16 protein-coding genes are annotated in these 11,740 nt (G+C 70.0%); 10 read left to right on the plus strand and 6 right to left on the minus strand.

All coding sequences use genetic code 11. The annotated features are described in order from the left end of the window. Entirely contained in the window at positions 1 to 843 is an 843-nt protein-coding gene (locus tag JWN68_RS01085) for a universal stress protein (RefSeq protein WP_297733396.1), read from the minus strand. Between the two features lie 94 nt (positions 844 to 937). Continuing rightward, complete coding sequence (locus JWN68_RS01090) at positions 938 to 1,102, minus strand: hypothetical protein (RefSeq protein WP_297733399.1); 165 nt, start codon at positions 1,100 to 1,102, stop codon at positions 938 to 940. Between the two features lie 194 nt (positions 1,103 to 1,296). Between JWN68_RS01090 and JWN68_RS01095 the strand changes: the two genes are divergently transcribed. Beyond that, complete coding sequence (locus JWN68_RS01095) at positions 1,297 to 1,725, plus strand: hypothetical protein (protein ID WP_297733402.1); 429 nt, start codon at positions 1,297 to 1,299, stop codon at positions 1,723 to 1,725. 17 nt (positions 1,726 to 1,742) lie between these two features. Beyond that, complete coding sequence (locus JWN68_RS01100; protein WP_297733405.1) at positions 1,743 to 2,456, plus strand: DUF72 domain-containing protein; 714 nt, start codon at positions 1,743 to 1,745, stop codon at positions 2,454 to 2,456. Positions 2,457 to 2,469: 13 nt separating this feature from the next. Here the strand turns inward: JWN68_RS01100 and JWN68_RS01105 are convergent, their stop codons facing one another. Next, the gene (locus JWN68_RS01105; protein ID WP_297733408.1) at positions 2,470 to 2,769 is read right to left on the minus strand and encodes a hypothetical protein; all 300 of its coding nucleotides are present in this window, start codon (positions 2,767 to 2,769) and stop codon (positions 2,470 to 2,472) included. A 109-nt stretch (positions 2,770 to 2,878) separates the two neighbouring features. Here JWN68_RS01105 and JWN68_RS01110 point away from each other — a divergent pair, with 109 nt between their 5' ends. Beyond that, positions 2,879 to 3,778, plus strand: a complete 900-nt coding sequence (locus JWN68_RS01110) for a universal stress protein (protein WP_297733411.1) — start codon at positions 2,879 to 2,881, stop codon at positions 3,776 to 3,778. A 6-nt stretch (positions 3,779 to 3,784) separates the two neighbouring features. Here the strand turns inward: JWN68_RS01110 and JWN68_RS01115 are convergent, their stop codons facing one another. Then, a complete protein-coding gene (locus JWN68_RS01115; RefSeq protein WP_297733414.1) occupies positions 3,785 to 4,336 on the minus strand; it encodes a hypothetical protein in 552 nt (183 codons plus the stop codon). Between the two features lie 403 nt (positions 4,337 to 4,739). On the opposite strand from JWN68_RS01115, the gene JWN68_RS01120 reads away from it, so the two are divergent. Both JWN68_RS01120 and JWN68_RS01125 read left to right on the plus strand, forming a co-directional pair. Beyond that, positions 4,740 to 5,405 carry a hypothetical protein gene (locus tag JWN68_RS01120; protein ID WP_297733417.1) on the plus strand — a complete coding sequence of 222 codons (666 nt, stop codon included), beginning with the start codon at positions 4,740 to 4,742 and terminating at the stop codon, positions 5,403 to 5,405. Beyond that, positions 5,339 to 5,587 (plus strand): RidA family protein, encoded by a 249-nt coding sequence (locus tag JWN68_RS01125; RefSeq protein WP_297733421.1) that lies wholly within the window; start codon positions 5,339 to 5,341, stop codon positions 5,585 to 5,587. Before JWN68_RS01120 ends, JWN68_RS01125 begins: the two co-directional genes overlap by 67 nt. Before the next feature lie 30 nt (positions 5,588 to 5,617). On the opposite strand, the gene JWN68_RS01130 is transcribed toward JWN68_RS01125, so the two are convergent. Further along, positions 5,618 to 5,875, minus strand: coding sequence for a DUF3072 domain-containing protein (locus tag JWN68_RS01130; protein WP_297733423.1), 258 nt, complete (start codon positions 5,873 to 5,875; stop codon positions 5,618 to 5,620). Positions 5,876 to 5,994: 119 nt separating this feature from the next. On the opposite strand from JWN68_RS01130, the gene JWN68_RS01135 reads away from it, so the two are divergent. Genes JWN68_RS01135 through JWN68_RS01150 form a run of 4 tightly spaced genes read left to right on the plus strand, consistent with a single transcriptional unit; the run spans position 5,995 to position 9,128 of the window. Continuing rightward, on the plus strand, positions 5,995 to 6,300 hold the full coding sequence (locus JWN68_RS01135) for a hypothetical protein (RefSeq protein WP_297733426.1): 306 nt from the start codon (positions 5,995 to 5,997) through the stop codon (positions 6,298 to 6,300). 17 nt (positions 6,301 to 6,317) lie between these two features. Beyond that, a complete protein-coding gene (locus tag JWN68_RS01140) occupies positions 6,318 to 7,727 on the plus strand; it encodes an aminotransferase class V-fold PLP-dependent enzyme (RefSeq protein ID WP_297733429.1) in 1,410 nt (469 codons plus the stop codon). Then, positions 7,724 to 8,488 carry a Stf0 family sulfotransferase gene (locus JWN68_RS01145; RefSeq protein ID WP_297733432.1) on the plus strand — a complete coding sequence of 255 codons (765 nt, stop codon included), beginning with the start codon at positions 7,724 to 7,726 and terminating at the stop codon, positions 8,486 to 8,488. The genes JWN68_RS01140 and JWN68_RS01145 overlap by 4 nt, the downstream gene beginning before the upstream one ends. Further along, entirely contained in the window at positions 8,475 to 9,128 is a 654-nt protein-coding gene (locus tag JWN68_RS01150; protein WP_297733435.1) for a class I SAM-dependent methyltransferase, read from the plus strand. Before JWN68_RS01145 ends, JWN68_RS01150 begins: the two co-directional genes overlap by 14 nt. A gap of 110 nt (positions 9,129 to 9,238) precedes the next feature. Here the strand turns inward: JWN68_RS01150 and JWN68_RS01155 are convergent, their stop codons facing one another. Next, the gene (locus JWN68_RS01155; RefSeq protein ID WP_297733438.1) at positions 9,239 to 11,050 is read right to left on the minus strand and encodes a GAF domain-containing sensor histidine kinase; all 1,812 of its coding nucleotides are present in this window, start codon (positions 11,048 to 11,050) and stop codon (positions 9,239 to 9,241) included. A 320-nt stretch (positions 11,051 to 11,370) separates the two neighbouring features. Here JWN68_RS01155 and JWN68_RS01160 point away from each other — a divergent pair. Next, positions 11,371 to 11,740: hypothetical protein (locus tag JWN68_RS01160; protein WP_297733441.1), on the plus strand; the 370-nt coding region annotated here is incomplete at its 3' end.

The raw sequence follows: 11,740 nt of genomic DNA on the forward strand, positions 1-11,740 counted from the left end.
TCAGCGCACCACCACGACCGGGCACTGGGCGCGGTGCAGGACCTCGTGGCTCACCGAACCGAGCAGCATGCCGGTGAACGCGTTCAGGCCACGCGACCCCACCACGAGCAAGGACGCCTGCTGCGAAGCCTCGACGAGGCCCACGGCCGGGGACAGTGCGATGAACTCCGGGCCGATGGCAACGTCCGGGCTTACGGCCTGGGCGTGGCCAACGGACGCGGCAAGCTGCTGCTCCTGCTCGGTCAGGAACACCCCGAGAGCTTCGGGAAGCTGCCCCTTGCGGTCCAGGTGAACCGGGCCGTAGTCGGCGGCGCGCAGAGCTGCGATCGTCTCGCCCGTCACCCGAGCACGACGGCAGGCGAAGGCGAGGGCTGCCTCACTGGCCGACGAGCCATCAAGACCCACCACGATGCGGTTCGCGTCCGGCAGCTCCGCCGGGCGAACAACGACGACAGGACACGGCGCGTGTCCCGCGAGGTGCTGGCTCGCCGAGCCCACGAAGAGCTCACCGACCCGGCTGTGTCCGCGGCTCCCCAGCACGAGGAGGGACGCGTCATGCGCCAGGGTGACCATCGCGGGGACGAGCGGGCCCCGCCTGCGGATCACCGTGATGTCCTCCCGCCCGGCCTTCGCGCTGACAACCCGCGCCTGGTCCTCCACACCGATCCAGTAGTCCGCCGGCCACCACGCGGCGCCCCGCATCGCCGCGTAGGAGTCGTCGATGATGGCGACCCTGACCGCTCTGTGCTCGAGCAATGCGGTGTCGACCGCCCACTGGAGCGCGGCATCGGCCGCCGGCGAACCGTCGAAGCCGACCAAGATGTCCTGCGTCGATTCGTCCATACCCTGAGGGTGCTCCGCTCGGCACCCTGACGGCAGGGTCATTGGCCCCTCGACTTCGGGTCCTCCGTCGACCCGTCAGGGGCGCCGCCCTGGGTCATGCGAGTGCTCCCAGGCCCGTGGGGTCCGGCGCCAACACCCCCCAGGGCGGGACCTCGTCGTCCTCCGGCTCGACCACTGGGGGCTCGTGCCCGGATGCCTGGAGCACGACCCCTTCCTCGAGAAGAAGGCCCGCGCTGTCGATGTCGCCCTCGTCGTTCATCCTGCTCCCTTCCCATCTCGCCTGGCAGAACTGCCAGGCATAGGGCCTCCCAACCCTTCTGTTTCAGGCCGCCACGGCCCGGGACGCCGTCACACCCAGGTGGTGACACGTGGAGGCCTGTCGGACGCGCCTTGGCCGCGACGCACCGCCGTGGACTGCGGACTTGTTCACCGACCAGCGCTAGGGTCGGCTGCGTGGATACCGAGCCGAGACAGACCGCGGGCCAAGAGACCCCGACGCACGCCGCCGCACGTATGCTCGAGGTGGCTGCGGTCACCGCCGAGACGCTCGTCTCCGACGCGGAGCACGAGGCCGCGGCGCTGGTGAAGGACGCCCAGGAAAAGGCTGATGCGATCCTGCGGGCAAGTCGCACCGAGTCGGACCGGGTGGCCGGCGCGTTGGCTCGCACCAAGCAGGAACAGACCGCTGAGCTCGAGCGTGAGCGGGTGACGACCCTCGGCGACCTCAACGAGAAGAAAGCGGCCATCGAGTCGCAGATCACCCAGCTGCGCGAAATGGAGAGCCTGCACCGCGACCAGCTGCGCCGGGCGCTCACCGAGCAGCTGACACGGCTGGACTCGTCGCTGCCAGGACCGCCGGATCGAGACCCCACTCAGCGCTAGGCACGGGCGTGAGGCACATGGACGTTCGCGTAGGCCTGTGCGGGTGGACCATCTCCCAGTCGACGTACGTCCGTCGCTTCCCGCTGGTCGAGGTGCAGCACACCTTCTACGACCCGCCCGGCGACGCCATGCTCGCCCGCTGGCGGGCGCAGGTGCCGTCCCGCTTCGAGTTCACCATCAAGGCGTGGCAGGTCGTCACCCATGAGTCCAACAGCCCCACCTACCGACGTCTGAAGCGACCACTGCCGGACAGCGCATGCGGACAGGTAGGTGCGTTCCGTACGACGCCTCCCGTCCTGTCCGGCTGGCAGCGCACCCTGGAGTGCGCCCGGGTGCTGCGCGCCACGGCCGTTCTGCTCCAGTGCCCGCGGAGCTTCCGCCCGACGACCGACAACGTGGAACGGCTGCGCGCCTTCGTCTCGCAGGTCGAGCGGCCCGCCGGTCGGCTGCTCTGGGAGCCTCGTGGCGAGTGGCCGACGCAGCTGCTCACGGAGCTGTGCTCCGAGCTGGACCTCGTGCACGTGGTCGATCCGATGCAGACCGAGACCGTGACGCCTGAGCAGACCTACTACCGGCTGCACGGCACCACCGGCTCACGGCACGTCCACACCGACGAGGAGCTCCACCGGCTGCGGGACCTGGTCGATGGCCGCCCGTCGCCATACGTGATGTTCAACAACCTGCCCCGCACCGGCGACGCGGAGCGGTTCCTCACCCTGCTCTCGGGCTAGGCCCGAGGTCGCCTCACGCCCCGCGGAACCCGCTGAGCAGGAGGAAGAACAGCGCAACAGCGGCGACTGCCGCCAGCAGGCCCCACACCACGCCGAGCAGGGCTCGTCGCTGCGTGGTTGCCCCGTCCCGCGCCAGAGCAGGAAGCGCCACGGTGACGCCCGCGCCGACCGCTGCCATGAGGAGCAGCTGGACCGGGACGATCCAGTTCTCGGACCCCTGGCCGTCGAAGACGTAGGCGACCACCGGCAGGCTCAGCACGCCGACGACCAGAAACACCAGGACCCCGACGACACGTTGCACGGTGTGACTCATGCCGCCGAAGGTAGTGGCAAGGGACCGATACCGGATCGGGGACAAGGGTCCCGACAACCCGGGACCTCCGCCCGTGGTCCGCAGACACCTGCAGGACGACAGTCGGAGCATGACCCAACGCATCGAACCCGGAAGCATCATCGTGGGCGTCGACGGCTCGGACGACTCCGGGCGGGCGCTGCGCTGGGCCGCGGAACAGGCCGCGCGGGAACACCGACCGCTGGCAGTCGTCACAGCGGCACCTGTCACACAGCTCAACGCCCTCGCCCTGGCTGGCGCCGCCTCGACGTACGTCGCTGGGACGGACGCGCTGATGGAGGGAGCGCGGTCCGTGGCGGCCGGCGCCGCCGAGTCCGTGCAGCTGGTACGGCCCGGGCTCGCAACCACCGCCCACGCGGTGCAGGGCGACCCCCGCGAGGTGCTCATCGAGCTCTCGCGCGACGCTCACCTGGTCGTCATGGGGTCCCGCGGTCGCGGGGTGTTCCGCAGCCGACTCCTCGGATCGGTGAGCGCCAACGTGCTGCGCCGCGCGCACTCGCCCGTGGTCGTGTGCCGGCCCGAGTCCCCGGGGCAGGTCCGCCGCGGCATCCTGGTCGGCGCCGACGGAACGACTGAGGGCCGAGCGGTGCTGCAGTTCGCGTTCGAGCTCGCCTCGATGCGCGAGCTGCCGCTCACGGTCCTGCACTCCTTCCACGACGTCATCGCAGCGGTGAACGGTCCGCAGCTCGTCTCGGCCGCCGAGGCGTTCGTCGAGGAGGAGCGGCTGCTCCTGGCGGAGTCCGTCGCCGGCTTCGCCGAGCGGTTCCCCGAGGTGTGGGTCGACCTCCAGCTCGCGCGCGGCTTCGCCCACGAGTGCCTCGCTGTCGACTCACAGCGCTGGCACCTGATCGTGGTGGGCCGGCACCCGACGGACTCGGTGGGCAGGATGATGTCCTCCACCGTGGCGACCGCTGTGGTCGAGCGCGCCCACACCACCGTCGCCGTCGTGCCCGTGCCTCCGGCCGTCTGAGCGGACCTACTGCGCGACCCACTCGGTGAAGCTTCGCGGCTCCTTGAGCCAGTCGACGACGCCCCTGGACGTGCCGTCGGGCCGGGTGCCCGACACGCGGACGGCGACGCGGACCTGGTCGGGTGACCCGATGGCATCGCGCGCGATCCGAATCCGGGCCTGGTCCTTCAGGTATCGCAGCCGCAGCTCGTACGAGCCCTCCACCGGCTGGCCCCAACGGCGGTTGCCGAAGCCGTCGGTGTGGAGCAGCTGGTAGTCCGACCCGGAGAAGAACGCGCCGACGAAGACGTACTCCGGCCCCGCGTCCAGCTCGTCGGTGTCGAGGTATACGGCTCCGGAGGAGCCGGTGCGGAAGGAGGGCCGCAGGTCCGTGTGGGTCGTGGTGACCACGACGTTCTCTGCCCTGTGGTCGACGACGACCGACCGCAGGTCGACGCCGTGGTCGAGGTCCGCGCGGTCCCTCACGCCGATCGCGTCGGCGTGAGCGGGAGCAAGGGGGGACAACGTGAGAGCAGCGGCCACCGACAGGGCGGCCGCGCTGAGGCGGGTGGTGCGCATCTCGTTCCTCTTCCATTCTTTGTGGGGTGACGATGGGGGGAAGACGCATTTGCTGCGCCATCGGTTGCAATTGGGTGGGATACCCATTCCCCTACCCAGGAATGACCTCGCGGATACGCTGCGGGGGTGATCACCCAGCCACCCCCCGGACTGGAGCAGGGATCCGCGGACCGGCAGTTGCCCCCACGCGAGACCCGGGCCAGCCTTCATGGCTGTTCCCCGTCTCCGTAGCGACCTCGATCCTGGTGACCCTGGCCCTCGCTCTCTTCATCCACACCAACTCGGGGACGAGCGCGCGAAGAACGTGGGCAACATCTGCCAGCTTGTCGCGCCCCTCGTCGCGGCGTTTGCCTGCCAGCGGGCTGCGCGCCGCCCCGGGCCAGAACGTCGAGCGTGGGGCCTGGTGTCGGTTGGCATGCTGGTGTGGGCACTCGCGGCGGCCATCTGGTTCTGGTTCGGCATCAGCCGCGACCACGTCTACCCGTTCCCTTCCATCACCGATCTTCTGTTCATCGGCTACACCATTCCCGCCGCGGCAGCACTCATCGCCTTCCCGCGGGAGCCGCAACTGGCCGTGAGCTGGTTCCGCGCACTGCTGGACGCACTGGTGACTGCCTCGTCGGTGTTGTTCGTGAGCCGGGCGACGGTGCTGGGCCACCTCGTGGACTCGGAAGAAACCGGTCTTGCGCGGGCCACGACACTGGCTTATCCCATCGCGGACGTGGTGATGGTCTCCCTCGTGCTCGTGCTCGGTCTGCGCCGCCCCGGTCATGCCAGGCCCCCGTGGATCCTCCTGGGCGGAGGGCTCTTGGTCCTCTCGGTGACGGACAGCATCTTCGTGTCGCTCGTCAGCCTCGGCGAACCGACGATCGGCACGACGTATCAAGCGGGATGGACTGCCTGCTTCCTCCTCGTCGCCCTGGCGACGATCACTCCCCAGCGGCGCGACTGGCAGCGCGTGCAGCACTTCACGTTGAGCCGGGAGCTGCTGCCCTCGGCAATGTGCTCGCCACCCTCGCCGAGGCCGGGGGCCAGCCCTCGGACCTCGTCAGCATCACCATCTACCTGACCGACATCCCCGACTACCAGGCGCACGGCCGGGAGATCGGCGAGGTGTGGCGCGAGCTGGCCGGCGCCTCCTATCCGGCGATGGCCGGGATCGGCACCACGGCCCTGTGGCAGCCGGAGGCGCTGATCGAGATCGTCGGCATCGCCGTGATCCCCGACGATCGGCTCCGGACGCCTTCCTGAGCGGCGCCCCGCGGGCCTGACGAGGACCTGTCAGTCGGCTGCGCCGCGGCCGGTCTGCGACTGGAGCCGGTCGATGTGCTCGGAGGCCTCGGCCTTCGTGAGCTCGGCGGACAGCGTCTCGCCGGCCTCCCTGGCCAGGGTGTCCAGATAGCTGCGCTGGGCACCGGTCATCGGCTCGTCGCCGGTGGTCCAGTCGGACGGGTCCTTCTCCGTGGTGTTGCCGACACCGGCGCCGATCACGTCGCCGGTGTCGCCCGTGCTTCCCGAGGGGTTGGTCGAGTCAGTCATGCCGTCGGTGGTACCCACACCGAGTTGCGCGATGCGCGACTCCGTTCGGCCCCGCGGCCGGTCAGCCCGAACGCTGTGCCCGGTGCGCGGCAATGGCCCCGAGTGCCAGCAGTACGCCGATGGCGACCACGCCGGCCGGGACGTTCCCGTCGCTCCGGCTGCTGAGGAGCGCCCTGTTTGCTTGGCTCGACAGCACGGACGCGTTGCTCTGGTGCGAGAGGAGCGAGCCCGCGCTCTGGTTTGACAGCGCCGAGCCGGCCGACATCGCCGATGCGATCGAACCAGCCGAGGCAAAGGACGCAACACTCGCGATCGACGCGAACGAGGCAGCGCTACCGATCGAGAGCACCGAGTCCTGGCTACCGATGGAGAACAGGGAGTTCTCCGACCACAGCGAATACATGAACCGCAGACTAGCCACGTGAGGCGGCACACTGCAGGCATGTCACCGGCGCCCCTGGACCTCTCCCCCGACGACTTCTCCGCCCTTGCCGCCCGGGTGTGCGAGGAGGCCGTGCGCCACTTGCGCGAGCTCGACTCGACGCCGATCCAGCCCGCGACCACGGGGGCGCAGAGCGTCGACCTGTTCTCCGGCCCCGCCCCCGAGCAAGGTCTCGGGGCCGCCGCCCTGGACGCACTGACCGACGTGGCGCAGCACAGCCGCACCGGCAACGGCCGCTTCTTCGGCTACGTGATGGGCTCCGGCGAGCCGGTGGCCGCACTCGGCGACTTCTTCGCCTCGGTCGTCAACCAGAACGCGACGGCGTGGCGTTCCGGTCCGGCGACGACGGTGATCGAGCGGACCGTGGTCGGGTGGCTGGCCGAGGCGCTGGGGTGCGCGGGTTTCTCGGGCACCCTGACCAGCGGCGGGTCGATGGCCAACCTGATGGGCCTCGCCATGGCCCGGGAGGCGAAGGCACCCGCGAATGAGGACGGTGTCATGGCCCAAGCCAAGGCCGTCGTCTATGCCTCGACCGCGGTGCACATGTCGATGGGCAAGGCGGTCGGGCTGCTCGGCCTCGGCCGGAACAACCTTCGCCTCCTGCCCATCGACGCCGACCGACGCCTGGACCTCGCCGCCCTGCGCCACGCCATCGCCGAGGACCGGGCCGCGGGGCGGAAGCCGATCGCGGTGATCGCCAGCGCCGGCACCATCGTCACCGGGTCGGTCGACCCGATCGCGGAGATCGTCGAGATCGCCAGGGACAACGACCTGTGGGTCCATGTCGACGGCGCGTACGGCGCACCCGCGGCCATGGTCCAGCCGGAGCTCTTCCGGGGACTCGCCGACGTGGACTCGGTCTCTGTCGACGCACACAAGTGGCTCTACCAGCCGTTGGACTGCAGCCTCCTTCTCTATCGCGACGCGAACGCCGCGCGGAGCGCCTTCTCGCTCAGCGACGACTACGCCGTGTCCCTGAGCGCTGACCCGATCGAGGGACAGATGTTCTTCGAGGAGACCATCGAGCTCTCGCGACGGGTGAGGGCGCTGAAGCTCTGGCTCTCCTTGCGCTACCACGGTCTCGAAGCCTTCCGTCAGTCCATCGCCGGGAACATCGCGCAGGCCCAGCGCCTGGCTGCCCGGGTCGATGCCGAGCCGGACCTCGAGCGACTCGCAGACGTCCCGTTGTCGGCGGTCTGCTTCCGCTGGACAGGGCCTGACCCGGCCACCCTCGACGAGGCCAACGCCGCGATCCTCGAGCGGGTCAACGCGCGAGGGCGGGTCTACCTCTCCAACGCCACCCTGCACGGCCACTTCGCCCTCCGCGCGTGCATCACCAACCACCGCACCACCGACGCCGACGTCGACGCTGTCGTCGAAGAGGTCCTCGCGGCCGCCTCGGTCCGGTGACCGCGCTTATGGCCGGGCGACCCGACGTGGACGAGCCCTGGGGCTACATCCTGTGCGCGACGCCACGGACGGGGTCGACGTACCTCTGCAGTCTGCTCGCCAGCACAGGGGTGCTCGGCCGGCCGGAGTCCTACTTCCGGGAGCAGGACGAAGTCGCATGGGCAACACGCTTCGGACTGGAGACGGAGGGGCACCGAGTGCAGGACCACCCCTGCTTCGTGGACGCCGTGCGCGAGGCGGCCTCCACGGAGAACGGCGTGTTCGGATCGCGCATCATGTGGGGGTCGATCGAGAGGCTCGTCGAAGGCATCGGTCGCGAACGCCTCGTCTCGGACTCCGCAACCCTGCAGGCCGCGCTCGGCCGCCTGGCCTTCGTCCATCTCGTGCGCGACGACGTGGTCGGCCAAGCAGTCTCGTGGGCTCGCGCCGAGCAGAGCGGGTACTGGCAGCAGGGTGACGTCGTCCGGAGTGCGGTGGCGCCGGACGTGGCTCGGATGCTCGGGCTCGTCGAGACCATCGAGGACCACAACGGCTCCTGGCAGGCGTGGTTCACCGCGAACGCGATCACGCCCTGTGTGCTCACCTACGAGGCCCTCACCAGCGATCCCAGGGCTACGGTCACGACGATCGCCGACCTCGTCGGCGTCACCGTCCCCCCGGCCTGGCGACCTGGGACTGCGCATCACAGGCAGGCCGACCAGGTGAACGCGGACTGGTCGGACCTGCTGAGGTCCGCTCTGGAGACTCGTGACAGATCCTGACGACCTCACGCAGACCCGCGACGCCTACGACGCCGTCGCCGAGGACTACGCGGCTCTCCTGCCAGCACTGAGTGCGGAGACGGCGTTGGACATCGCCATGCTTGCCGACTTCGCTGAGCGATGCCTCGAATCGCCTCTCGGCCCCGTCGCGGACCTGGGATGCGGGACTGGACGGATCAGCGCCCACCTGGCTGCCCGTGGTGTCGATGTCTTCGGCGTCGACCTGTCCGCCGGCATGGTCGACGTCGCCCGACGGAACCACCCGGAGATCACGTTCGACGTGGGTCCGATGGAGGCACTACCCATCCGGGACGACACCCTGGGCGGGGCGCTGGTGTGGTACTCGATGATCCACACGCGACCGGAGATGTTGGGAGCGCTGGTCGACGAGTTCGCCCGGGTGATGAGGAGTGGGGCGTGGCTCCTGACCTCCTTCCAGGCCGGCGAGGGCGAGCGCTCGGAACGTGCCGGCTCATATGGCCACCCGGTGAGCATGACGAACTACCGGCACGCTCCGCAGCACGTCGTCGACGTGCTCGACGCAAGCGGCTTCGACCTCCACGCGAGGTTGCAGCGAGCCCCGGAGGGCTCCGAGACCACCCCACAAGTCGTTCTGCTCGGGCGTCGGCGACCGCGCTGATCAGGACAGGTCGCCCATCGTCACGAGGGTGCAGGGCTCGGTCATCGTCTCCATCCTCCCCGGTGTCGGTCACCGGTGGGACGACCGTGGTGGGTGACGTTGGGGCAAGGTCAACCCTCGTGATCCCCGAGTGCTCCCGCCGCAGGGAGGGCGACGCGGAACGTGGTGCCGTGTCCCAGCTGGGTCTCGACCTCCGTCCGTCCACCGTGCCGGCTCACGATCCTCCACACGATGGCCAGTCCGAGGCCGGTGCCCGGTCGTTGCAGCGCCTCTGCGTTGGTCGAGCGGAAGAACTCCGTGAAGAGGTGCTCCCGGTCCTCCTCGGAGATGCCGAGCCCGTTGTCAGCGCAGGTGAAGACGACCTCGTCGCCCCGTTGCTCGAGGCACAGGGTCACGCTTCCCCCGGTACGGGAGTACTTCACGGCGTTGCTGACCAGGTTGGCGATCACCTGGCGCAGCTCCTCGGGTTCTCCGGTCACCCTGCACGAGGCGTCGCTGACCGATGTCCGGAGCGTCACGCCCTGGCGTTCCGCGCGGAGCGACTCGTCCTCGACCACCTGGGTGAGAACGGACCCGAGGTCCACCGGGAGGCCCACCACGGGAATGTCCGGGTTGCTGATCCGGCTCAGGAGAAGCAGGTTGTCGACGAGCGACGTCAGCCGCGACGTGCCGCGTCCCAACGCGTGGACGGACGTCGCGGCCGCCTTCGGCAAACCAGGGACCGCCTCGAGCATCTCCACGTGGCCGACGATCAACCCCAGGGGATTTTTCAGCTCGTGGGAGACCGTCGCGATGAGCTGCTGGCGGTATTCGTCGAGCCGTTGCAACTGGTCGATGAGCTGCTGTTCCCGCTCGTGCGCGCGGGTGCTCAGCAGGGCACGCCCCAGGTCGTGCCCGACCCCGAGCGCCGCTTGGCTCTCCCCCTCGGTCCAGCGGTCCTCCTGGTCGTCGCGGACGACCACCAGCACCCCGGTCGACTCGTGCCCGGCCCCCACCGGCACCAGGAGCAGCTCCCTCGCGTCGTGGGCGAGCAGGTGATCGGTGAGGTCCTGCAGGTGTTCCTGCTCCAGCGAGTCGTCGCCCCAGACGCGTCCGGGATCGGCGATGATCACCGTCCGTGACTGCCACGCCCGACGAGTCGCCGCCTCGACGGCGGGGCGCAGGGATGCGGGGAGCTGCGCCGAGCTGGCGGGCGCCTTGCCCGGTTCGTCGGGCGGCTCGTCGAGCATGAGCGCCACCGACCGCGCCCGGAACCCGGCCACCAGCTCCGGTTGGACCCGAGCCAGCAGCTCGCCAGCCCCCAGCCGCTCGGAAGCGGCTCGCACGATCGCGCGCGCAGTCTCGTCCAGACGTGCCCGACGGGTGAGCTCATCGCGGTCGACGGTCGCCAGGACGGCCTGGAGGACGAGCTCGAGGTGAGTCGAGATGTCGAGCAGCTGCTCGGCTCGGGGACGGTGGCCCGAGAGCGGCTCGTCGAGGTGGAGCAGGGCGCGGGTGCGACCGGAGCCGTCCGTCAGGGGCGCGACCAGCATGTCCAGGGGGCGCCAACGGTCGGGGTCCGGCAGTTCGAGGGCTGGCGGCACGTACCCGTAGCTGCCGATGGCCTCCTGGAGGTGGGCGTCCATGTCTTCCTCGGCGAGAAAGACGAAGTCGCCGTACCGCGTCCCCTCCTGCAGGACCTGCCACACCGGGCTCAGCGTGTGGCTGCTCCCCGGAGTCGAAGCCGCGTGAGGTGCGCCGGTGATGGCCACCAGCTCGAGGAGCCCGTCTCCGCGCAGAACTTCGATCTCACACACGCGGAACCCGGCGCGCCGTGCCGCGTCATCGGCGATCCGGCGCAGTTCTGCCCGCACTCCCGGGCCGCCCCAGCTGCTGTCGCGGGCGCGTTCGGGTGCCGGTACCGTGCCGTGATCGCCGTTCAATTCGTTCCCCTCATACCCAGGGTCCGAGCAGCATGGCCCGCCTGCGTGTGCTTCGACAGCCCGAACTGCGTCCGCCTGGTCAAGGTGACCCGAATCACACCGACTCGAATGATACGGGCAGACCTGCGCGCCGCTGGTGAAAGCTTCACGTATCGGGGCAGTTCCGCACGGCGGGCAGGTCACTCGCGGCTCACGCCCGACAACCAAGAAGGCCAGGACTGCGTCGTACCGGGAAAGGCCACAGGCGACTGTACGGGGCAGGCCGCGACGCCCGACGGCCAGCCGTATGAGTCCGCCCGGAACGCGAAGAAGGTCGAGAGATGTTCGAACGTCGCACCCTCGCAGGCACGGCCGTTGCGCTGCTACCCGCCTCACTCCTCCTGGCACCGGCGCCCGGCGCGGCCACCGATGCCGGCCGAGCACCAGTCCAGAGCAGCTCGCTACGTGACGCCGAGGCTCAGCGAGTACGCCTGGAGGTGTTGCCGCAGATCGTCCAGCAGGGCGGCCAGGTCGCCAGCCCAGACGGGGCGAAGGCAGCCCTGACTGCCGTCGTCGTGCCGGCTTCGCCCGGCCGCCAGATCGTCCTGCAGGTCCAGCGGGGTCCCTCCTGGGCATGGGTGGACACGCTCCGGCAGACGACCGAGACTCGCGTCCAGTTCGCTGCCCCGGCCACGGCTGAGGGCCAACCGT

The organism is Nocardioides sp. (assembly GCF_025964975.1).
Classification (GTDB): Bacteria; Actinomycetota; Actinomycetes; order Propionibacteriales; family Nocardioidaceae; genus Nocardioides.